Below are 20,663 nucleotides of genomic sequence, written 5' to 3'. Positions count from 1 at the left end.
AAAACCCTTTTTGATATATCAGATTACGAGTTTATATATCAATAAAATCAAGGGTTTACACCATTGATCGCGCTTGCAACAAAACGCTATAAACCTAAAACAATTACATGCAAACGCATTCAAAAAACGTGAGGAGACAGGAAAATGAAAATCACGGCAGTACGCGCAATTCCCTTGAACGTGCCTTTTCAGTTCAATAGCGCTGGCATCAAAAAACCGAGCAACCTGGCGATCTGTCATGTGGAAATTGAAACGGATGAAGGCATCACGGGTTATGGCCTGAGCGCCATCACTGAAGAGCATCCCGTTGCCAGCACCATTAACGATATTCTGGCCAGCGACCTGATCGGGCAAGACCCTTTGAACACCGAACGCCTGTGGGATCGCATGTACTGGAACGTATGCCCCCGCGGCCAGACGGGCTATGCCATGCATGCCATCTCCGCCCTGGACATCGCCCTCTGGGACATCAAGGGCAAAGCCCTGGGTCTGCCGGTATGGAAACTGCTGGGCGGTGCCCGTGAGAAAGTGCCTGCCTACGCGACGTTCGGCTTTGCCTTTCTGGGTGAAGAAGAGTTGGTCAAAGTCGCTCGCGACTGCGTGGATCAAGGCTTCAAAGGCCTGAAGATGGTGGTGGGCCATCACGGCCTGCAACGTCGCGACGAACCGCGCCCACTAGCCGACCTGATCCGCCAGGACATGCGCCGCATGAGTCTGGTGCGCGAGGCCATTCCCTCCGACATCCCTTTGTACATCGACGGCAATTGCAGCCTGGACTATGTGCACGCCAAAGCCATAGCCCGCCATGCCCGTGATCTGGACGTCGGTTTTTTTGAAGAGCCCATCACCCAGAACGACACGGGCCGCCTGCGCGAGCTGCGTCAAAGCACAGGCATCACCATTGCCGCTGGCCAGAACGAAGGCCAGTCCTATCGCTTCCGTGATCTGCTGATGCAGCAAGCCGTGGATATTCTGCAGCCCAACGTGCTGATCTCCGGCGGTTTCACCCAGTCCCGCAAGATCTTCGCCCTGGCAGAAAGCTTTAACGCTTCCGTCGCCAATGGCGGGGCATTCCCCTCCCACAATGGTCACCTGCACTGCGGTTTGCTCAACGGCGGCGATGTGGAATGGCACCTGGCGGCCAGCGCCATGATGGCCGAGATCTACACCGGCCTGCCTCAACCCGAACAGGGCTGGCTGCGCATGCCCGACGCCCCCGGCCTGGGGCTGACACCACGACAAGATCAAATCGACAAGCTGCGCAGCAACCCCGGCAGCCTGGGCTCCGGCAAAGGCTAAACCGACTATTACCGAGGAGGTAAACAGACATGAAACCCTGGTCCCGTGTTGTACTTGCCCTCAGTTTTATCTTTGCTGCCGCGCCCCAAAGCTGGGCAGCTCCCCCCGCCTGGGCCGAGCGCCCGGTGCGGCTGATCGTCCCCTCTGCCGCAGGCGGTTCGGGCGATACCCTGGCTCGTCCCCTGGCCGAAGCCTTGGGCAATGAAATTGGTCAAACCGTTGTTGTGGAAAATAAAGGAGGCGTAGGCGGCGTGCTGGGTGCCAGCATGGTGGCCAACTCCAGCCCCGCAGACAATCAGCTCCTGTTTGGTGCCGTGCATCACATGATTGCGCCTGCGGTGTTGAAGAACTTCCCCTACGACACACGCAAAGACCTGAAAGCCGTCACCCTGATTGCCGCCATGCCCAATGTGCTGGTGGTGAACGCCAATTCGCCCTATCACAGCGTGGATGACTTGCTGGCTGCGGCCAAGCAAGGCGCTGGCGTGAACTATGGAACCAGTGGCGTCGCCACCATGCTGCATCTGATGGCCGGCAAGCTGGAAAAGAAATCCGGCACCACCATGACCGCCGTGCATTACAAAGGCAGCGGCCCAGCCGTCATGGCGCTGATCAGTGGCGATCAAGTGGACTTCATGTTCGAGACCATGCCGTCCGCTGTGGCACAGATACGCAATGGCCGCTTGCGTGCCCTGGCGGTCTCCAGCCCGGAACGCGCTCCTGCCCTGCCGGATGTCCCTACCTTGAACGAATTGGGCATGGATGAAATCAGTGCCCAGACCTGGTACGGGATTTTCATGCAGGGGGATGTGCCCGATGCCACCGTACAAAGCGTGGCAGACAGCATCCACCGGGCCTTGAACACCGACAAGATCAAGGAAATCTGGGATGGAAACGGAGCGACCCTGGTCACCAATAGCCCAGCCGAATTCACGGTGTATGTGGATCAGGATCTGAACTATTGGGCCGATTCAGTCCGTGATTTGGGGCTGAGCAACTTTTAGTTCTAAAGGCTTCAGTTCCCCTGAAGGGCTGCCCGTGGCAGCCCTTTTTATTGAACCTGTCCTGCCCCTGCTGCTTCGCGTTATGCTGTGGCACCCTTTACAGCGAACCATAGCCATGTCCAGCCTGTTCCATCCCTTTGAAGAGCTTGCCGCCCAGCTCCTGCCCCACAGCAGCACCAGTCATAACGACGGTTCCCACGACCAGACGCACTTGCAACGGGTCTGGAAGAACGTCTGTGCGATTCAGGAAAAAGAAGGTGGGGATCTGCGGATTTTGCTGGCAGCGACGGTGCTGCACGACTGCGTTGCGGTAGAAAAGAACTCGCCCTTGCGCTCTCGCGCCTCCACTCTGTCAGCCGAACAGGCGCAACACATCCTGGCCAAGATGGGCTGGTCCGAGCAGGACTGTAAAGCCGTGGGACAAGCCATTCAAAGCCACAGCTTCTCGGCGAACATACCGCCCGCCAGCCTGGAAGCCTGCATCTTGCAGGATGCAGACCGCCTGGATGCCATTGGTGCTCTAGGCATTGCTCGCTGCTTCTATACAGCGGGACGAATGGGCTCCAGCTTGTACGAGCCAGAAGATCCAAAAGCAGAGAATCGCCCTCTGGATGACAAGCGCTACGCGCTGGATCACTTCCCGGCCAAATTATTCAAATTGGCCGAGGGTTTTCAGACAAAGCGCGGACAAGAAATCGCGCGTGAGCGGCACGCACGGATGGAGCGGTTTGTAGAGGAAATGCTAGGAGAGCTGTAAGTCCTGGCTCCTCTTACAACTCCGTATATTTCTTGTTCGTCCCCCGCACCTTATCGGCAGGGTATTTCTGGGCATTTTTCACCAGCTTATTCGTGACCGCCTCGTTCATATCCACACCTAGAACGACTGCCAGACGGCTCAAATAGATCTGCACGTCAGCCAGCTCATCGCGCACGGCTTCGGCAGTTTTCGGGTCTTTACCAACCTCGCGGGACTGGTCTTCTGTCAGCCATTGGAAGATTTCGATCAGCTCGCCCACTTCATTGGTCAGCGCCATGGCCAGATTCTTGGGGCTATGGAACTGGTCCCATTCACGCTCGCGGGCGAACTGGGCGACGGCCTCGTTCAGGCCAGTCAAATTCATCAGGGGGCGTTTGGAGTCTGTCATTGCGTACTTCACTTTAAAAATTTCAATCCAGCGACAGACTCACACATGGGCTGGGGGTAAGGCAAGTCTGTTTACGATCTGGCTGCCGTTTTCAGGCTCATCATCAAACGGTCCAAGGCATTGGCGAACTCGCGCCGGTCGGCCTGACTGAAAGGGGCCGGGCCGCCGATATCAACACCAGTGCTGCGCAGCTCTTCCATCATGTCGCGCATGGCCAGGCGCTCGCCTATGCTGTTGGCATCCAGGCGTTCGCCTCTGGGGGTCAGGACCAATGCCTTGCGCTCCAGCACCTGGGCGGCCAGGGGGATGTCGGCGGTAATCACCAGATCACCCACACTGGCGTGCTGGACGATGTAGTCATCGGCCACGTCAAAGCCCCGCGCCACCTGCACGGCGCGCAACCAGGGCGATGGCGGCATGCGCAACATCTGGTTCGCCACCAGGATCACATGGCGGCTCCAGCGTTGCCCGGCACGGTACAGAATTTCTTTGATGACGACGGGACAGGCGTCCGCATCAACCCAAATCTGCATGGATTACAGGTCCAGAGCTTGAGCCAGCAGGCGATCAATCACTTCATTGGTCGATACGCCTTGCTCGGCAGCGCGAGCGCGCACGGCATCAATGACGGGCTGGGTCAGCTTCACGGGAAAGGACACCAGACCAGCGGCCTGATCCAGACGACGTTGTTCGCGCCGATCGGCCACGGCGGAATCACCCGCAAAGCGTTGCGGTGTACCTGCTTTCTTTACATTGCTCAGCAGTTTGACGGCGCTGAGCTTTTCCATATCGGTGCGTTTCATCGGGTTTCTTTATAAGAATGGGCTGGTTCGCTCACGGTAAGCGAATAACACGGCGACAAGGCCGTGAGCCGGTATGGCTGGCATACTGCGCAGCTTGCAGGCAAATGTCCAGACTTTTTATGTATAAGCCCCGAGAATCAAAGCATTAGTTTCTATGAGCAGACCTGATGCACAAGGAAAGAAACAAAAAACAGCCTCTTTATTGGGCACCGCGTCGGTTTTAAAGGCAACTCAATTTTTCCCTAGCCTGTCAGCCCCAACAACAGCCAAGTCCGAGTCCTAATCACTAGTCGCCGGTCACCAGTCACCCGTCACTCGTCACCCGTCACCAGCATGCGCAAAAAAAAACCCGCCGAGGCGGGTTTTTCATTGGCCTGATCGTATCAGTCCTGACGTGCAGTCACTTCTACCAGGTGGTAGCCGAACTGAGTCTTGACGGGGCCTTGTACAACGCCAACGGGGGCGCTGAACACAACCTGATCGAACTCGGGGACCATTTGGCCACGGCCAAAGGTTCCCAGCTCGCCGCCCATACGGGCCGATGGGCAGCTAGAATTTTCCTTGGCCACCTGAGCGAAGTCAGAACCACCTTCGATAGCGGCTTTCAGTTCATTCGCTTTCTCTTCGGTGCTGACCAGAATGTGGCGTGCGGAGGCTTGTGCCATGGTGTACTCCTTTTTTTAGAAAATCGTTCGAGCTTAACCCAGAACCATGCCGGACGCGAAGCCCCCGACACGGTTCTACACCTGCTGTTTCAATTTCAGGCTTGGGCTACTTGCTTGCGCTTGCGGGCAGCCAGGGCATGACCCAAAGCCACGATCAGCAAGGCGCCGACCACTTCAGCAATCAGCTTGGTGCTGGTGGAAGCAACGCCGAAGTATTCGACAAACTTCACATCGGTCACGATCATGCCACCGGCGATCCAGCCCAGCAGCGCAGCGCCCAGGGTCACCACGAACGGGAAGCGATCGATCAGCTTCAGAACCAGTGTGCTACCCCAGATGATGATAGGCACACTAACGACCAGACCAAACACAACCAGGCCGATCTGGTGATCCGGATCTGCAGTTTGAGCGGCACCAGCAATCGCGATGACGTTATCCAGGCTCATGACAAAGTCGGCAATGATGATGGTTTTCACGGCCTTCCACAGCGTGGCACTACCTTCCACATTACCGTGACCTTCGTCCTCAGGAATCAGCAGTTTCACACCGATCCAGACCAGCAACAGAGCACCCACCACTTTCAGGTAAGGCACGGCCAGCAAGGTCAGGGCAAAGGCAATCAGGACCACGCGCAGGCCAATGGCACCGGCTGTACCCCACAAAATACCTTTAACACGCTGCTTGGCGGGCAAGTTACGGCAAGCCAATGCAATCACCACAGCGTTATCGCCCCCCAGCAATATATCGATCAGGATGATCTGAAATACTGCCGCCCAACTCATTGTTTGCAAAAACTCCATCATGTGTAAGACCGCCTTTTCATATTGTTTGATTGAAAGCTGACGACCATCTTGCGCAACTATACAAGGCAAAAATGACAACCTTGTACAAAACAAAAATGGCCTGATCCATTAAGGACGCAGGCCATATCTTTTTAGAGGATACACCTTGCCCATTAATGGCAAGGTCTTGCTTGCAACCCTAAGGTTGCCCGGGCACCGGGAATATGTGAGAAAAACACAGATTGCCGTGATGACGATGCTCCGGAAAGTAAGCTACTCCCCCTGATAGTTCGCAAGTATAACGATCTTGTATGAAACAACAAAGCATTTCGCCGAACATGCCTGTTTTTCGGAGCAGCTTGCCACACGGCGTTGCATGGCAACCTCACCGCCCCTACAGATCAGAATTAGTCAGCATTGAGTTAATGAGAACTATTTGCAATAATTTGCTCTTTGTCATTCGATCCCCTGTCCTCATGTCCAACTCGGACCTCTCCCGCAAAAGCTGGCTGGCCTGTTATGGCGAGTTCATGCAGTCCTGCCTGCGCCGCTTTGGTGGCTCTGCGGACGCGGAGGACGTGGCTCACGATGCCGTTGAGGCCTTGCTTCACAAAGATCAGAAAACACTGACAGCGGCCCATGCCCGCCATTTTCTGTATCGTTCCGCCCGCCATCGGGCGATTGATCTGTGGCGTCGCAACAGCCGCTTCCAGCACCTGGCCTGGGACGAGCTGCATGAAGAGGCTCACCCCACCACCGATGGGGCCGACGCCCATGCCAGCGCCGAGCAACTGCGTCAGGCCCTGGTCGCCGCTCTTGAAGAACTTCCCTTGAATCACCGACGGGCTTTCGTGCTGAATCGCATAGAAGGCTGGACCCAAGCTGAAATTGCCCGTCATCTGAAACTGTCACTTGCCAGTGTGGAGCGCTACATTGCGCTGGCCAGCCAGTTTGTCCGCGAGCGTCTGCGCGATGAGTTCTGAATCCTCTTTTTATCCCAGTGATGCCACCTCCCCCGCCGAGGCGGCAGCCCAATGGTCGGCGCGCCTGCATTCAGGCCGCTTCACCCCTGCCGATGAACAAGCGCTGGACGACTGGCTGCAAGCCGACCCGGAAAACGAGCGTGAATTCATGGCGCTGGAACAGCTCAGCTCCCTGGCCAGTACCCTGGACAAGGATCTGGTCAGCTCTTTATACGGAGGAGCAGTGCCCGTCCGGCCTGATCTGCGCCGTCGAAAACTGATCCGCAATGCCGGGGCACTCGTCGCGGTGGCGGGTTCGGCAGGTCTGGCCAGCCTCGTATTAAGCCCGCAAGCCGTCTATGCCGCTTCCTTGCAGACACGTGTGGGCGAGCGCCGCTGGGTTCCTCTGCCGGACGGCTCCAGCCTGGAACTGAATACCGGCACACAAGCCGAACTGCGTTTTTATGAAGACAGCCGCCATCTGCACTTGATTCAGGGCGAAGTCATGTTCTCGGTCGCATCCTGCCCCCAACGCCCATTCACCGTCAAAGCCGGGACAACTCAAGTACGCGTTACCGGCACCAGCTTTACCGTGCGACGCGATGCGGAGCAGGTCAAAGTCCTGGTTGAAAGCGGCAATGTGGAAGTATCCAGTGGCCGCTGGTGGAATCGCCAGACCCGTTATCTGGCTGCGGGCTCCGGAGCCACAATCTCCCCCGAAGAAGGCCTGAGCATTCAGACAGACGTCGATGTCGCCGCTGCCACTGCCTGGCGACAAGGACGCCTGATTGTGCGCGACATGAGCTTGTCCGAGGTGGTGGCGGAAATTAACCGCTACCGCGAACAGCCCATTCGTATCGCCGAGGCCAAACTCGGCCAGCAACGTGTCACGGCCTCCTTCCTGCTGGATGAGCAAAGTGCCGTGCTCCAGGCTCTGCAACAAATCCTGCCCCTGCAAGCCCGAACGCAGGACGACGGCAGCATCATTCTGGTGAGCGCTTCGTAATTACAATTAGTTTCAAATAAATCGATTCAGCCTGAGGGGTTTAGTAAGACTGACTCGTATTTAGATTCAGCGTTCCTCAATGTCGTGCTTGCAGGAACATATCTGAATCCGGGCACTGCGGTGCCCGACCCCTACTCTGAACCGCTACCGTGAACCGAACCACTTTTCTACCCCGCCTGCGCCCAGTCCTGCTTGCTCTGATGGTGGCCAGCGCCAGTGCCCCCGCCCTGGCACAAGATAACCCTGTGCCTATCCACATTCCTGCCCAGCCTTTGTCCGAAGCGCTGTTGAAACTGGCCGAGCAAACCCAGCTACAGGTGTTCTTCTCTCCCTCGCTGGTTCAAGGTTTGAGCACGACACCTATTCAGGGCCGGATGCGCCCGGAAGAGGCACTGCGCACCTTGCTGCAAGGTTCGGGACTGGAGTACCGGCGCGAGAACAATACGATTACCTTGTCGCGCCCCAATGCCGACGCCACCATGCTGGCGCCAGTGCGGGTTGTGGGCCGTCGCCTGCCCGTCACCGAGGGTAGCCAGACCTACGCCAGTCACGGCGCCACAACCACCGCCACCAAGCTGAACATGACGCTGCGTGAAACCCCGCAGACCGTCAGTGTGATGACACGCCAACGGATTGAAGACCAGTCACTGGACAATATCGGCAGCGTGCTGCAACAAGCGCCTGGTATCTCTATCCAGCACATAGGCAGCGACCGCTACACCATCTACTCGCGTGGCTATGCCATCGACAACTATCAGTTGGACGGCCTGTCCACCCTGTCCGATATCGTCAGCCAGAACATCCCCCAGGGGCTGGCCGATATGGCGATTTATGACCGTGTTGAAGTACTGCGTGGAGCCTCCGGCTTGCTGACCGGCGCAGGCGACCCATCCGGCGTCGTCAATATGGTGCGCAAGCGTCCGACAACGGACTTTCAAGGTCATGCCGAAGTGGGCTATGGCTCCTGGGATCAGATGCGGGCTCAAGTGGATCTGAGCGGGCCTTTGCTCAACAGCGGTCGTCTGCGCGGTCGACTGGTGGGCGCACACCAGGAAGGCAATAGCTATATGGACTACTTCAAGACCAAAAAAGATATTGTCTATGGCGTTCTGGAAGCAGATATCACCGACACCACTTTGGTGACGCTGGGCATGGATTATCAGAAAAACGATCCACGCGGCTCCACCGGCTCTGGCCTGCCTCTGTTCTACAACACAGGCGAACAGATTGATTACGACGTCCACACCAGCCCTGGCGCTCGCTGGAGCACTAACACTATGGAAGTGACCAACAGCTTCCTGAAACTGGATCAGCAGTTACCCAGCGACTGGTCCTTGGCACTGTCTTTGAACCATATGGAAGGACGCCGCAGCGGTCAGCGGGCGGATGCTTCCTGGGGCTACCCTGACCCCGTCACCGGCAAGGGAGTCAAACTGTATGGCGGCGTATCTAGCGCCAAGCAGCGCCAGACCAGCTTTGATGTTCATGTAAAAGGCCCCTTCCAACTGTTCGGACGCGAACATGAATTGGTACTGGGCTTTAACTCGTCCAAATACGACAACTTCCATGAACCCATGCGCTACGCCGGTATTGAAGGCACGGCCGTGAACAATATGTTCGAGTGGGACAACAATCCCGCCCGCCCCACTATCTCTGGCGAGAAACTGTTTGACTACGATCTCTCCGTCAAGCAATACGGCGGCTATACCGCGCTGCGCCTGAAGCCTAGTGACGATCTGGCAGTGATTCTGGGCACTCGTATCAGCAACTATCGCTACAGCCTATCCCAGCAGTATCCCGACCCGGTGCTGGCCAGGAACAACAGCCTGAAGACCATGAATGAAGACAATGTCTTCACCCCCTATGCAGGCATTGTTTACGACCTGAACGAAGAGCACTCCGTCTACGCCAGCTACACCAGCATCTTCAAACCACAAAGCTACCGTGACCGCAGCGGCAACTTTCTGGACCCACGCAAAGGCGATAACTACGAGATCGGGCTGAAAAGCGAGATGCTGGATGGTCGCCTGAACAGCAGCATCGCTCTGTACGAAATCCGCCAGGACAATCTGGCGGTGGCCGACAGTGGCTTTATCGTCCCTGGCACTACTCGCGAAGCGGCCTACACCGCCGTCAAAGGTGCCAAGACGCAAGGTCTGGACATGGAAGTGACGGGCGAGTTGCTGGATGGCTGGAACATGGCATTCAGCTATACCTACAGCCAGACCAAAGATGCTCAGGGTGAGCGCATCAAAACTCTGGTGCCACGCCATATGGCCAAGCTGTGGACTACGTACCGCCTGCCCGGTAGCTGGAATCGCCTGACGATTGGAGGTGGTGTGAACTGGCAAAGCCAGATCCACTTCACCGCCACACCGTGGGATTTGGGCAAGACCGTCACGGGAGAACAAAGCAGCTACGCCGTGGTCAACCTGATGGGCCGCTACGACTTCAGCAAGCAATTGACGGCAACCTTGAACGTCAACAATCTGTTCAACCGCAAGTACCTGAGCGCACTGGACCAGACCTTCTACACCGGCTATTACGGCGCACCGCGCAATGCCATGCTGAATCTGCGCTACTCCTTCTAAGCAGCACAGGGCCAGATAGTAAAAACAGCTCCCGATCTCTGGATTGCCTCCAGGAATCGGGAGCCGTGTTCAACAAGGCGGCGCTGTTAGTGCACAGCGGAGATCAAATGCACTTCAAGGCACGTAAATCGCCTGTGTACGGAAAGCGTAGCTCCTCGTAACCGAAGGGCTGGAAATGCACGGTCAGGCCATCAGCATTGGGCAGAATGACGGCATAGCTGGCAGGTTCAAAGGTAGAGGTTGCCGCCCCCTCCCGTTCCAGATCCAGCTCGTGCTGATGGTTGGTGCCATTTACCGTCACAAAATGCAGACCGTTCCACACACCACTGGCACAGCGGTGCACATGGCCGGAGAACAAGTGCACGGATGCAGGGTGCGCTTTCAGCAAAGGCAGTAAATCCGGCGCATTGCTCAAACGCAGCCAGTCCATGGACGGGTACTGCAAGGCAGGTAAAGGATGGTGGGAAAACAGCATCACCGGCCCGCTATGCGCCGCCAGCTCCTGCTGCAACCACGCCAGACGCCGCGTACACAAATAGCCGTTGGTGTAGCCGTCCTCCAAGGTATCCAGATAAATCAGACGCCAGTCACCCATGGTTTCGGCGTGCTGCACAAAGCCGGGCAAATCGGTCTTGGCTTGTGGAAACACGCTCTGAAAAGCGCTGCGACTATCGTGGTTACCCATCATCAGACGCACAGGCGGAATCAAATCCTGCAAACCTTCGCACAAGCGCTCGTAAGCACGTGGATGACCGGCGTGGGTCAAGTCCCCCGTCAGCACGCACAAATCCGCATCGGCGTGGTGGCGGTTGACGTGCTGCACACAGCTACGCAAGCGATCCAGAGGGTCCGAGCCAAACAACAGGCCATCGGGCGGGGTAATGTGCAGATCCGAAAACTGGATGATCTTCATCAGAATTCCTTAACGAATGCCGGCGCGTAAAAAGGCCTGCATGAACTGCTTTTGAAACAGCAAAAAGCCCAGCAAAAGCGGCAAGATAGTCATTAATGTGGCGGCACTGATCAGTGAGATGCTGACACCACTTTCCGGTGCGCCAAACAGGGATAAACCCACAGTCAAAGGCCGGGTGTGGTCAGAGCTGCTGATCACCAAAGGCCACAAGAAATTGTTCCAGTGCGTGGAGACCGACACCAGGGCATAAGCCAGATACACGGGCTTGACCAGCGGCACATACACGCGCCACAAGACGCCCAGGCGGCTGCACCCTTCCAGACGGGCAGCATCCTCCAGTTCACGCGGCACTTGCTTGAAAGCCTGACGCAACAAGAACACGCCAAAAGCGCTGGCCATATAAGGCACACCCATGCCCCAGACCGTGTCCGTCCAGCCCAGCAAAGCCACCATGCGGTAGTTCTCCACGATCAGCACTTCGGGCAGGATGAACAACTGCAAGAGCAGCAGCATGAACAGAAACTGGCTACCAAAAAACTGAAAACGGGCAAAAGCGTAAGCGGCCAGGGTACACAGCACAAACTGTCCGACCAGAATGGTCAGCACCAGCACCGTAGTATTGAAGATATAGCGCAACCAGGGCGCACGGTCCCAGGCAGCGGCAAAGTTATCCAGAGTCCAGCCTGCGCTCCAATCAAAGCTCAAGGCGGCGGACGGGTCACGAAACGCGGCCCAGCAGGCATAGAGCAAAGGGGCAATCCACAGCAGGGCCAAAGCATGTGCCCCTACCGTGTCCAGGGACGGCAAACGCAAAGTGCGGCCGGGTGCAGTCAAAACGGTGTCCATGTTCATCACTGGTAGTGCACGCGTCGTTCAGCGTAGCGGAATTGAAAAATAGCCACGGCGCCCAGGCCCAATAAAAGCACCACTGTCAGCACGGCTGCACTCGGTGTATCCATATAGGCAAAGGCCGTTTCCCAGATCCAGTACAGCATCAGCTTGGACGCATTATTGGGGCCGCCTTTGGTCAGGATAAACAGATGGTCGACCAGCTTGACCGAGTTGATCAGCGCATTGATCAAAATGAACAAGGTCGTGGGCGCCAACAAGGGCAAGAGCACACGACGGCCATACTGCCAACGTGTCGCCCCTTCCAGGCGGGCGGCATCGCGCAGCTCCGGCGGGATGGTTTGCAAGGCCGCCAGATAAAAGATCATGAAAAAGCCTGCTTCCTTCCAGATCGTCACCACCATGACGGCACCCAGGGCCGTTTGAGGCTGGCCCAACCAGTTGGTGGCTCCTGCGCCAAACAGCTTGGCGATCTGGTCCAGCAAGCCCAGATCCGGCGTATAGAAAAACAGCCATAAATTTGCAGCCGCAATCATGGGCAGCATGGTGGGCGTGAAGTAAGCACAACGCACCCAGGCCCGCATGCTCATGGCCCGATTGGCCCACAAGGCCATCAGCAAGGCCAGCGCCATGGACACCGGAATCACAATGGCGGCGTACCAAAGATTGTTCTTCAGAACCAGCCAGAAGGTCGGGTCAGCCAGCATGGCATCGTAATTGTCCATGCCCACAAACTGGGCTGGACGACGAGCCGTGCCTTTGCTCAACAGGCTGGACCAGAACGTGTGCAGCGCCGGGATAAAGGCAAACACGCTTAGCAGCACAAACAGCGGCGTCAACAAGAGGTAAGCAAATACCCACTCTTTACGCAGCACACGCAATGGTTCAGCCATTCCTGCACCTGCTTAGTTGAAAGGACGCAGCAGACGGTCTGCGGCAGCCTGGGCTTCATCCAAAGCGGCCTTGGGCGTCTTGGCATTGGTCAGCACCGCTTGCACGGCGTTGGACAACAGTTCACGCACACGGGCCGTTTCGTAGGTCGCAAACTCGGGCGAGGCCACGGCCAACTGATCGCGGGCCACCAGTGCCTGCGGGAAGGTCTTGGCGTATTCGGTCAAAGCAGGCGTTTCATAGGCGGCTGGGCTGACACCGACATAACCCGTTGCCATGGACCAGTTGGCAGCACGTTCAGGCGCCGTCATCCAGCGTACGAAATCAAGTGCTGCTTTTTTCTGCTCGTCGTTAGCGCCCTTGAACAGGTAGAAGTTGCCACCGCCCGTCGGCGAAGCTGCTTTTTCCTTGGCGGGCAACATGGCCACACCAAAATCGAACTTGGCTTCGTTCTTCACCGCCGTCAGATTGCCCGTGGTATGCCACATCATGGCGGTCTTGCCTTGCACAAAAGACTGACGCAAGGTGCCCCATTCGATGGTGCCGGTAGGGCTGACTTTGTGCTTGTAGGCCAGGTCATGGAAGAACTGCAAAGCCTCTACCGACTTGGGGTCGTTGAAGTAGACCTGCGTGCCTTCCTCGTTCATCAACTGACGGCCATTTTGCAAAGCCAGGGCCTGGAACATCCAGTAGGGGTAGCCCGTCGATGGGATCATCAGACCGTGATGCTTGTCCGTCGTCAGCTTCTGGGCGGTTTGCACCAGTTCGTCCCAGGTTTTGGGCGCTTGATCTGGATTCAGACCCGCTTCGCGGAACATGTCCTTGTTGTAGAACATGACGATGGTGGAACGCTGGAACGGAATGCCCCAGACCTTGCCTTCCAAGGTGCCATTGGCCATCAAGGCGGGGTAAAAGCTTTTCAGCCAATCCTGGCTGGGGGCATCCTGGGCCACATCGCTAAAGGCTTCAACCAGGCCTTGCTCGACCAGGTCGTGGGTATCCAAGGCACCCAGTACAGACAACTGAACAGACTCACCTGCACGCAAGGCCGACAAGGCGCGTACACGGGTTTCATCGTAGTTGCCGGAGTACACAGCTTTCACTTTGACTTCCGGGTTTTGAGCCTGGTAGTCCTTGATCATTCCATCAACCACATCGGTCAGTGGGCCACCCACGGCAATGGGGTAATACATGGTCAATTCCACCGCGCTATGCGCGTTGGCACCCAGGCCCATCAATAGAGCGCTGGAGGTGGCAAGCAGACAATTCTTCAACATGAGTAGACTCGCAGTACGTTTAGGGAAGAACAGAAGAAGGAACGGCGAAAGGCGCAGCAGTCAGAGCATCCGCCGACGGTGTCGGCAGGCGAGCCCCGCTGTCCTGGTTAAAGTAAAAAGCGTGAACGGGGTCCCAGCTCAAACCACAGCGAGCGCCCGCCTCGACGCTGCGGCTATGCGGCGCGCGCACGATCAAGGTATGACCATCGTCGAGCTGCACATACACATAGGCATCGGCCCCCTGAAACTCCTGATGCACCACAGTGGCGGGCACACGCTGCTCCCCTGCTTCGTGCAGGCTCAGGTTTTCCGGACGCACCCCCACCAGCACCCGATGCGGCTGGTCGTACTGACGGCGCGAGGGCCACAGATCCAAAGGCACGTGATCGCTGTGAATCATCATCATGGGTGGGCTGCCGATAAATCCGGCGGTAAAGACACTATTGGGTTGACCGTACAAGTCCTGGGCGCTGCCCTGCTGCTCGATATTTCCGGCATTGAGCAGCACCACGTGGTCGGCCATACCCATCGCTTCGGTCTGATCGTGGGTGACATAAACCACCGTCAAGCCCAGACGCTGTTGCAAGGCACGGATCTCATGGCGCACGGTGTGACGCAGCTTGGCATCCAGATTGGAAAGCGGCTCGTCCATCAAGCAGATACGGTGGCCCGACACAATGCTGCGCGCCAGGGCCACACGCTGGCGCTGCCCGCCCGAAAGCTGGCCGGGTTTGCGCTCTTCCAGACCTTCCAGATTGGTCAGGGCCAAGGCTTCACGCAGGCGTTCTTTCTGCTGCTGGCGATTAGCACGGCGTACTTGCAGGCCAAACAGGATGTTGTCGGCCACATTCAGATGAGGGAACAAGGCATAGGACTGGAACACCATGCTCAAGCCACGCTTGGCGGGTTCCATAAACGTGGCGTCCTGCCCATTGATCAGCAAACGGCCCTGATCAGGCGTTTCCAGCCCGGCAATAATGCGCAGCAAGGTGGATTTGCCGCAGCCCGAGGGTCCCAGCAAGGCCGTGAACTTGCCTTCCTGAATGGACAGATCCATTTGCTTGAGCACGGCCTGCTCACCCCAGGATTTGCCTATGCCTTGCAACTCGATCGCGGCGCGGCTCATGACTGCACCTCGCCTGCAATCACGATCTGGATACGCTCGGGGATTTGCTCGCGATAGGGCTCGGGAATAGGCTGGTCGGTAACCAGAATATCCACATCATCCAAAGAGCCGCTGCGCACGGGGGCACGGCGGCCAAACTTGGTATGGTCCAGCACCAGAATCCGGATACGACAATTGCCGCGCAGGGCTTTGTGGCAATCGGACTCGGCCATATCAAAGTCCAGCAAAGCGCCGTCTGAGTCAAAGCCCCCTACCCCGGACACACCGAAGTCGGCCTTGAAACTGTTGAACAGGCGCTCGGCACCGGGGCCCAGAATTTCAGGGTTGGGTTGACGCAGCTCGCCGCCAGTCAAGACCACGCGGTGGCTCATATTGTGAGACAGAGCCAGAGCCGCACTGATGTTATTGGTGACCACGGTCAGATCACGATGATCGGCCAGGGCCAGCGCCACTTGTTCGGGAGTCGTCCCAAAGCCCAGCAACAAGCTGGCACCGGGAGGGATCAGTTTGGCAACGGCGCGTCCGATGCGAGCCTTGGCTTGCAAATGGGTAATGCGGCGCGTCTGGAACGGGATATTGCGCTCGACCACATTCAGCTCGGCACCACCATGGCGGCGGCGCACCAGATCGGCCTCATACAAGTGGTTCAGGTCGCGCCGAATAGTTTGCGGCGTCACCCCGAAATGCAGGGCCAGGCCATCCACTGACACGACCCCTTGGGCGGCCAGCAAGTCCACAATAATGCTTTGCCTGACGGAAAGGTTCATAACACGGCGTATGGGTTTCGTTTGAATACCCGGCAGTGTAGAAACGCGAGGTTACGGCTCGGTGACGCTCAGATGAAAGTTTTATGACGCCAGCATGTTCATATGAACATGCTGGCGCTCAATTCAGACAGCATTCGCACGGTCTGTCTGATCTTAGTGACGGACAAGCCGCTTTGTCTCCAATGCCCCATCCTGGTCATAAATGAGCTTGCCCCGCTTGATGGTCTGAACCACTTGCAAGCTGGCCAATTGTTCAGGGTCGACCGATGTCGGGTCTTGCGACAAAACGACAAAGTCCGCCAGCTTGCCCGGCTCAATCGACCCTTTCTCCTTCTCCTCAAAATGCTGGAAAGCCGGCCAGATGGTCATCGCCTTAAGGGCCGTCATGACATCCACCCTCTGGTCCGGCCCCAGAATATCGCCCGATCGAGTGCGACGAGTCACGGTCGCCGACAGCACCCGCATGGAATCAGGAAAGGCAACTGGCGCATCGTGGTGGGTGGAAAACATCAAGCCATGCTCGCGCACCCAGCCAGTAGGAGAGATATTGTCGGCATTGACCGGCCCCACCGTGCGGTCACGGTGCCAGTCCCCCCAATAAAAGGTGTGCATGGGGAACAAAGAAGGAAAGACATCCAAGGCCGCTATGGCCGCCACCTGGTCCCGGCGCAAAAACTGCCCATGAATCAATACGGCTCGCCGATCCCGGGGGCCATACTTGTCACGGGCTGTTTTAATCGCAGCCAACAAAAGATCCGAGGCTGCCTCACCATTAGCGTGAGTCAGAAGCTGTATATCGTTCTTGAAGGCCCAGTCCACCGACTCAAACACCTGATCTGGCGTGACCGCTGCATAACCACGGTAATCAGCCCGGTAACCTGCTGGCGGTTTGTAATAGGGGCGGTCGCGATAAGCCGTAAACCCCTGAGGAGAGCCGTCAATCGTGAGCTTGGCACCAGCCACCCGGAAACCGTCGGTGTACTGACGCGATACATGACGCGCGATATAGTCCCGGTCCTGCAGCACATCAATGTAGACGGCGACATCAATATCAATCTTGCCCGCCGTCGCGGCTGCCTGCATTAAAGGCACCGTATCGGATGTCGCCCGCCCCTCCTGCCCGGTCGTGTAGCCATAGCGCTTAAGCAGATCGGTCCCGGCAACAAACAGAGACTGAACCTGTTCGGGTGTAAGTTTGCCCATCTGGCTGGTCATGCTTGAGAAAAAGGCCATCTCCTCCAGCACCCCATCAGGTTGAGTCCCGCCCTCTTCGCGCCGAATGACACCACCTGCAGGATCCGGGGTCTGGGCGGAAATGCCCGCCATCTCCAAGGCCTTGCTGTTGAGCACTCCAATGTGGCTAGACTGATGAATGATGATAATTGGCACTGACTCGGACACCGCATCCAATTCATGTCGATTGGGATGTCGCTGTTCTGCCAACTGGGCATCGTCATAACCAAAGCCCAGGATCAGATCCACCTCCCTGGTTTTACTTTGCTCACCCAGCCATTGCTTGAGGGTCGCCTGCAAACTCTGGATATCTTTCACCGCGCCATCCGGGGGCGATAGCAGATTGGCAGACATGGCCTGCAAACCGATCATGAAGGCGTGGCTGTGTGCGTCCACAAAACCCGGCAGCAAAGCCTTGCCCTGCAGGTCGATCACGGTGGTGTCCTGACCTTTATAGGCTTGCATCGCCTGCAAGGTGCCCATGTCCAGAATCAGACCATCCTTGACCGCGACCGCTTGGGCAGCAGGCTGGCTGTCACTCATCGTCAGCACGGGACCTCCCATCCAGATCTGATCGGCTATTTCCGCCGTCCAGGCAGAGCCAGCCATCACCATACTGCTCGCCAACACACACACTTTCAGTATGCTTTTGAACGACATATGTTCCCCTTTCTACTTGGGTCCCTGTTGTGCGGTCCAGTCGCGTACGGCGCCCAGAGTCTTGTTCACGTGCTCGTCCGGCTCCATCGCCGTATATTCAAAAATGATTTTTCGCTCAGGAGAAATGACGTAGGAAATGCGGGAAGCACGTTCGGTGTGCGTCCCCAGGCCCGCGTCATAAGCCTTGATGACCTGGCCTGTGGTGTCCGCCCCCACCGCAAACTTGCTGCCGCAAGGCCCGGTGGAAAAATCCTTCAGGGTGTCGATATTGTCCGAAGACAAGCCAATCACGGTGGCGCCAAAGTAGCTGTATTCGTCAATAGCTTCCGCAAAAGTATGCGCTTCGACGGTACAACCCTGAGTAAACGCTGCCGGATAAAAATACAGGACGACCGGCCCCTTCTTTAAGGCCTCATTCAAATTGAATTCAAAGGTTTTGCCTGCCAGCGCAGCCTGCACGGTGAAATCTGGCGCGGGTGTGCCCACGTCCAACGCAGCCTGTGCGCTACTAGCCCCCATCAACAGGGACAAACCCAAAGAAAATGTTGCGATTGCCTGTTTCATGCCCTTGCCCCCATATTTCTGCGCTGCTCCAGCAAGCAGCGTAATCCGCAGGAGCAGGACAGCACAAGGGTTCATTTCCACGCCCCGTTCAAGGGTGGACGATACCGCTCCACAGCAAGGTATGAACATTATGTGGCGCATCGTGACGGGCCAACCGACCTGCCCGGATCAAGCGGGCCGCCTTGCTCAACAAGGCAAACAGGGACTCACACAACCAGACGGCAGATAAATCCAGACGCAAGGCCCCCGATTCCTGCCACTGCTGAAACTGCGTAATCAAGGCCTGCCTTACCGCCTCGGTACGGGGTGTGGAATATTCCTCTACCTGAAGCTGGCGCTCCACGTACATGTACAGATCCACAATGGGCAACAGCTCTTCAATCAGGCGCTTGATGGCCTCTTGGGCATCGCCTTCGCATAGATGGGCGCGCTTGATCGCCTGCTCGGCACTGTTCACCCCTTCCTCGAAAATCTCCATCATCATGGCTTCGCGGGAAGGAAAATAGCGGCATAAGGTAGCGCGGCTCAAACCCACCAGACCGGCCAATTGCCCCATGGACACCCGTGGCTGGTCGGCAAGGGCGTTTACAAGGCGCAAAAGCAATTCCTCGCGTGGTCGAGGTTTTGCTGCAGTCATAGTTATTCCTCTAGCTAATACAGGACTGGATTGGGCACAGGGCAGCGCCCAAACACGGTGAGTCGGTCTTATTGTTGTGCGCCACTGGGGATCAGGAAAACTGACAGGCACGCTACCTTTGTGGAGCGTGCGTTAGTGTAACTTCATTAATCGGGAAACCGTATTTCACCCATGGAATAATGACTATGCGGGCGATTTTTTAAACGCTGAGCGGCACCCGAGGGGCAGGCCAAAAGGCCTCGGTCAGCAAGGTATCCGGGTCCTGATCCAAAGGGCCCGCCTGGGTTTCAGGCACGCAGCGGCGCAAAGCCTGCTGCATTCGGTGCAACGCCAGCTCCCCGGTCGCCCCCGCTGTCACGTGATCCCACCAATAGCGGTGCACATGGCGTACTTGCACCGGCACACTGGGCAAACCCAGACGCTGGGCCATCGCCAGCCTATGCAGGCCACGATTGATTTTCAGAATCCGACCTTCACGGGAAATGACGACACCCAGGGCGTCTTTGCCCCGCCTGGGGTCAAAGCCGTCACGAGCCATTTCGTCCAGAAACCCCAGATAGATGCGCAGGTACTCCAGGATTTTTTCCGGCGTATCCAGAAACACCCCTTGTTGATAGGACTCCCAGGGCTTGCCTTGTTCAATCCGTTTCATCAGCTTTTTAAAGCGTACCGTTTGCTCTAGCTGATGGCGGTTTTCATCCAGGTCGCTGATCAATGAGTACCGCGTCCCGACGCGCAGGTCCTCACGCCGCTGGTCCCAGCTTCCTTCCCAGATAAACGCCAACGATGAAGGCCGCTTTTCTTGCTTGCGAGGTGCCTGAATCGCCATACGAATCAGCTCTCGCGGGTTGACATGCAAGGTCAAGGCTGACTCGCCCAGGGTTTCATGGACGATATGACGCGGCAGACCAAATGCCTCGATCCGGCGACTGCCCGCTTTGCTACGCATCCAGCGTTGCAACATGATGCGGCCCAAAGGGAAACCCAGATACTGCTGGGTCTTGTCCCGGCTATGCGCCACCCAATGCGCCAGCAACACGCGCTGCCGAATCTCGGGCGCAGCCAAGCTGCCAAAAGCCGCATCCGCACCAGGGCCCAGCAAGGCTTTACCATTTGTTTTACGCAATTCACGCGGATGAGTCATGCGCTTTCCATGACGGTTCACAACTGTCCTCCCAGGCACTTGCTGACATACCGACCCTCAAAAAAAGAATAGCCGTCCAGGACGACCGATGTCTTTTTTGAGTAACTAAAATCTTAATTGATACATAATAGTCTCAAATCGTACATCTTTGTATGATAAAGACCTCTTGGAATCAGAACACCGCGTCTTGGCTGACACAGATCAAGCTGCTGCCAACGCCGCGCCATTGGCCGCCATACAAACAAGCATCCCTAGCAATACGGGCACGCCGTTTCTCGGTAAGGCACACATCTTCAAAACCGTGATGCAAAAAAAAGCCCCCGCCAAAGCAGGGGCTTGTTCAAA

Annotated in this window: 21 protein-coding genes; 6 read left to right on the top strand and 15 right to left on the bottom strand. The window is 56.9% G+C overall.

Going from position 1 to position 20,663, the window contains the following annotated elements:
• Positions 1-144 precede the first annotated feature (144 nt).
• From JYG33_RS16150 to JYG33_RS16140, 3 genes are all read left to right on the top strand, one after another.
• Positions 145-1,299 (top strand): mandelate racemase/muconate lactonizing enzyme family protein, encoded by a 1,155-nt coding sequence (locus JYG33_RS16150; RefSeq protein WP_207873183.1) that lies wholly within the window; start codon positions 145-147, stop codon positions 1,297-1,299.
• Between the two features lie 29 nt (positions 1,300-1,328).
• Positions 1,329-2,303 (top strand): tripartite tricarboxylate transporter substrate binding protein, encoded by a 975-nt coding sequence (locus JYG33_RS16145; protein ID WP_207873182.1) that lies wholly within the window; start codon positions 1,329-1,331, stop codon positions 2,301-2,303.
• Between the two features lie 115 nt (positions 2,304-2,418).
• Entirely contained in the window at positions 2,419-3,060 is a 642-nt protein-coding gene (locus JYG33_RS16140) for an HD domain-containing protein (protein ID WP_207873181.1), read from the top strand.
• A 13-nt stretch (positions 3,061-3,073) separates the two neighbouring features.
• Here the strand turns inward: JYG33_RS16140 and JYG33_RS16135 are convergent, their stop codons facing one another.
• From JYG33_RS16135 to JYG33_RS16115, 5 genes are all read right to left on the bottom strand, one after another.
• Entirely contained in the window at positions 3,074-3,448 is a 375-nt protein-coding gene (locus tag JYG33_RS16135; RefSeq protein ID WP_207873180.1) for a nucleotide pyrophosphohydrolase, read from the bottom strand.
• 71 nt (positions 3,449-3,519) lie between these two features.
• Positions 3,520-3,981, bottom strand: a complete 462-nt coding sequence (locus JYG33_RS16130) for a YaiI/YqxD family protein (protein ID WP_207873179.1) — start codon at positions 3,979-3,981, stop codon at positions 3,520-3,522.
• A 3-nt stretch (positions 3,982-3,984) separates the two neighbouring features.
• Complete coding sequence (locus JYG33_RS16125) at positions 3,985-4,251, bottom strand: hypothetical protein (protein WP_153229006.1); 267 nt, start codon at positions 4,249-4,251, stop codon at positions 3,985-3,987.
• 383 nt (positions 4,252-4,634) lie between these two features.
• Positions 4,635-4,916, bottom strand: a complete 282-nt coding sequence (locus JYG33_RS16120) for a peptidylprolyl isomerase (protein WP_009463196.1) — start codon at positions 4,914-4,916, stop codon at positions 4,635-4,637.
• Positions 4,917-5,011: 95 nt separating this feature from the next.
• A complete protein-coding gene (locus tag JYG33_RS16115; protein ID WP_207873178.1) occupies positions 5,012-5,719 on the bottom strand; it encodes a TerC family protein in 708 nt (235 codons plus the stop codon).
• Between the two features lie 455 nt (positions 5,720-6,174).
• On the opposite strand from JYG33_RS16115, the gene JYG33_RS16110 reads away from it, so the two are divergent.
• The 3 genes from JYG33_RS16110 (at position 6,175) to JYG33_RS16100 (ending at position 10,257) form a co-directional block, all read left to right on the top strand.
• A complete protein-coding gene (locus tag JYG33_RS16110; protein ID WP_207873177.1) occupies positions 6,175-6,681 on the top strand; it encodes an RNA polymerase sigma factor in 507 nt (168 codons plus the stop codon).
• The gene (locus JYG33_RS16105) at positions 6,671-7,666 is read left to right on the top strand and encodes a FecR family protein (RefSeq protein ID WP_207873176.1); all 996 of its coding nucleotides are present in this window, start codon (positions 6,671-6,673) and stop codon (positions 7,664-7,666) included. Before JYG33_RS16110 ends, JYG33_RS16105 begins: the two co-directional genes overlap by 11 nt.
• A gap of 149 nt (positions 7,667-7,815) precedes the next feature.
• Positions 7,816-10,257: a TonB-dependent siderophore receptor gene (locus JYG33_RS16100; RefSeq protein WP_207873175.1), complete on the top strand. Its 2,442-nt coding sequence runs from the start codon at positions 7,816-7,818 to the stop codon at positions 10,255-10,257.
• Between the two features lie 103 nt (positions 10,258-10,360).
• On the opposite strand, the gene JYG33_RS16095 is transcribed toward JYG33_RS16100, so the two are convergent.
• The 10 genes from JYG33_RS16095 to JYG33_RS16050 all read right to left on the bottom strand — a co-directional run bounded on the left by JYG33_RS16095 (position 10,361) and on the right by JYG33_RS16050 (position 20,318).
• Positions 10,361-11,170, bottom strand: coding sequence for a phosphodiesterase (locus JYG33_RS16095; RefSeq protein ID WP_207873174.1), 810 nt, complete (start codon positions 11,168-11,170; stop codon positions 10,361-10,363).
• A 9-nt stretch (positions 11,171-11,179) separates the two neighbouring features.
• Positions 11,180-12,022 (bottom strand): carbohydrate ABC transporter permease, encoded by an 843-nt coding sequence (locus JYG33_RS16090; RefSeq protein WP_189391652.1) that lies wholly within the window; start codon positions 12,020-12,022, stop codon positions 11,180-11,182.
• Positions 12,022-12,912, bottom strand: coding sequence for a sugar ABC transporter permease (locus JYG33_RS16085; protein ID WP_009463182.1), 891 nt, complete (start codon positions 12,910-12,912; stop codon positions 12,022-12,024). The genes JYG33_RS16090 and JYG33_RS16085 overlap by 1 nt, the downstream gene beginning before the upstream one ends.
• A 12-nt stretch (positions 12,913-12,924) precedes the next feature.
• Entirely contained in the window at positions 12,925-14,187 is a 1,263-nt protein-coding gene (locus JYG33_RS16080) for an ABC transporter substrate-binding protein (RefSeq protein WP_207873173.1), read from the bottom strand.
• 19 nt (positions 14,188-14,206) lie between these two features.
• A complete protein-coding gene (locus tag JYG33_RS16075) occupies positions 14,207-15,313 on the bottom strand; it encodes an ABC transporter ATP-binding protein (protein WP_207873172.1) in 1,107 nt (368 codons plus the stop codon).
• Positions 15,310-16,080: a DeoR/GlpR family DNA-binding transcription regulator gene (locus JYG33_RS16070; RefSeq protein ID WP_207873171.1), complete on the bottom strand. Its 771-nt coding sequence runs from the start codon at positions 16,078-16,080 to the stop codon at positions 15,310-15,312. Before JYG33_RS16070 ends, JYG33_RS16075 begins: the two co-directional genes overlap by 4 nt.
• 153 nt (positions 16,081-16,233) lie before the next feature.
• Positions 16,234-17,973, bottom strand: coding sequence for an amidohydrolase (locus JYG33_RS16065; protein WP_243430208.1), 1,740 nt, complete (start codon positions 17,971-17,973; stop codon positions 16,234-16,236).
• Positions 17,974-17,985: 12 nt separating this feature from the next.
• Positions 17,986-18,537 carry a peroxiredoxin gene (locus tag JYG33_RS16060; RefSeq protein ID WP_207873170.1) on the bottom strand — a complete coding sequence of 184 codons (552 nt, stop codon included), beginning with the start codon at positions 18,535-18,537 and terminating at the stop codon, positions 17,986-17,988.
• Between the two features lie 88 nt (positions 18,538-18,625).
• Positions 18,626-19,174, bottom strand: a complete 549-nt coding sequence (locus JYG33_RS16055) for a hypothetical protein (RefSeq protein ID WP_207873169.1) — start codon at positions 19,172-19,174, stop codon at positions 18,626-18,628.
• Between the two features lie 199 nt (positions 19,175-19,373).
• Positions 19,374-20,318 carry a hypothetical protein gene (locus JYG33_RS16050; RefSeq protein WP_207873168.1) on the bottom strand — a complete coding sequence of 315 codons (945 nt, stop codon included), beginning with the start codon at positions 20,316-20,318 and terminating at the stop codon, positions 19,374-19,376.
• Positions 20,319-20,663 lie beyond the last annotated feature (345 nt).

Source organism: Alcaligenes sp. SORT26 (genome assembly GCF_017377875.1).
Taxonomy (GTDB): Bacteria; Pseudomonadota; Gammaproteobacteria; order Burkholderiales; family Burkholderiaceae_B; genus Alcaligenes; species Alcaligenes parafaecalis.
The sequence above is the reverse complement of the archived record's forward strand: the minus strand, read 5'-3'. Positions and strand labels throughout refer to the sequence as shown.

Bases quoted from the DNA above. Each gene is read 5' to 3' on its own strand.
- JYG33_RS16150 (WP_207873183.1), top strand. From the start codon at position 145: ATGAAAATCACGGCAGTACGCGCAATTCCCTTGAACGTGCCTTTTCAG.
- JYG33_RS16145 (WP_207873182.1), top strand. From the start codon at position 1,329: ATGAAACCCTGGTCCCGTGTTGTACTTGCCCTCAGTTTTATCTTTGCT.
- JYG33_RS16140 (WP_207873181.1), top strand. From the start codon at position 2,419: ATGTCCAGCCTGTTCCATCCCTTTGAAGAGCTTGCCGCCCAGCTCCTG.
- JYG33_RS16135 (WP_207873180.1), bottom strand. From the start codon at position 3,448: ATGACAGACTCCAAACGCCCCCTGATGAATTTGACTGGCCTGAACGAG.
- JYG33_RS16130 (WP_207873179.1), bottom strand. From the start codon at position 3,981: ATGCAGATTTGGGTTGATGCGGACGCCTGTCCCGTCGTCATCAAAGAA.
- JYG33_RS16125 (WP_153229006.1), bottom strand. From the start codon at position 4,251: ATGAAACGCACCGATATGGAAAAGCTCAGCGCCGTCAAACTGCTGAGC.
- JYG33_RS16120 (WP_009463196.1), bottom strand. From the start codon at position 4,916: ATGGCACAAGCCTCCGCACGCCACATTCTGGTCAGCACCGAAGAGAAA.
- JYG33_RS16115 (WP_207873178.1), bottom strand. From the start codon at position 5,719: ATGATGGAGTTTTTGCAAACAATGAGTTGGGCGGCAGTATTTCAGATC.
- JYG33_RS16110 (WP_207873177.1), top strand. From the start codon at position 6,175: ATGTCCAACTCGGACCTCTCCCGCAAAAGCTGGCTGGCCTGTTATGGC.
- JYG33_RS16105 (WP_207873176.1), top strand. From the start codon at position 6,671: ATGAGTTCTGAATCCTCTTTTTATCCCAGTGATGCCACCTCCCCCGCC.
- JYG33_RS16095 (WP_207873174.1), bottom strand. From the start codon at position 11,170: ATGAAGATCATCCAGTTTTCGGATCTGCACATTACCCCGCCCGATGGC.
- JYG33_RS16090 (WP_189391652.1), bottom strand. From the start codon at position 12,022: ATGAACATGGACACCGTTTTGACTGCACCCGGCCGCACTTTGCGTTTG.
- JYG33_RS16085 (WP_009463182.1), bottom strand. From the start codon at position 12,912: ATGGCTGAACCATTGCGTGTGCTGCGTAAAGAGTGGGTATTTGCTTAC.
- JYG33_RS16080 (WP_207873173.1), bottom strand. From the start codon at position 14,187: ATGTTGAAGAATTGTCTGCTTGCCACCTCCAGCGCTCTATTGATGGGC.
- JYG33_RS16075 (WP_207873172.1), bottom strand. From the start codon at position 15,313: ATGAGCCGCGCCGCGATCGAGTTGCAAGGCATAGGCAAATCCTGGGGT.
- JYG33_RS16070 (WP_207873171.1), bottom strand. From the start codon at position 16,080: ATGAACCTTTCCGTCAGGCAAAGCATTATTGTGGACTTGCTGGCCGCC.
- JYG33_RS16065 (WP_243430208.1), bottom strand. From the start codon at position 17,973: ATGTCGTTCAAAAGCATACTGAAAGTGTGTGTGTTGGCGAGCAGTATG.
- JYG33_RS16060 (WP_207873170.1), bottom strand. From the start codon at position 18,537: ATGAAACAGGCAATCGCAACATTTTCTTTGGGTTTGTCCCTGTTGATG.
- JYG33_RS16055 (WP_207873169.1), bottom strand. From the start codon at position 19,174: ATGACTGCAGCAAAACCTCGACCACGCGAGGAATTGCTTTTGCGCCTT.
- JYG33_RS16050 (WP_207873168.1), bottom strand. From the start codon at position 20,318: ATGACTCATCCGCGTGAATTGCGTAAAACAAATGGTAAAGCCTTGCTG.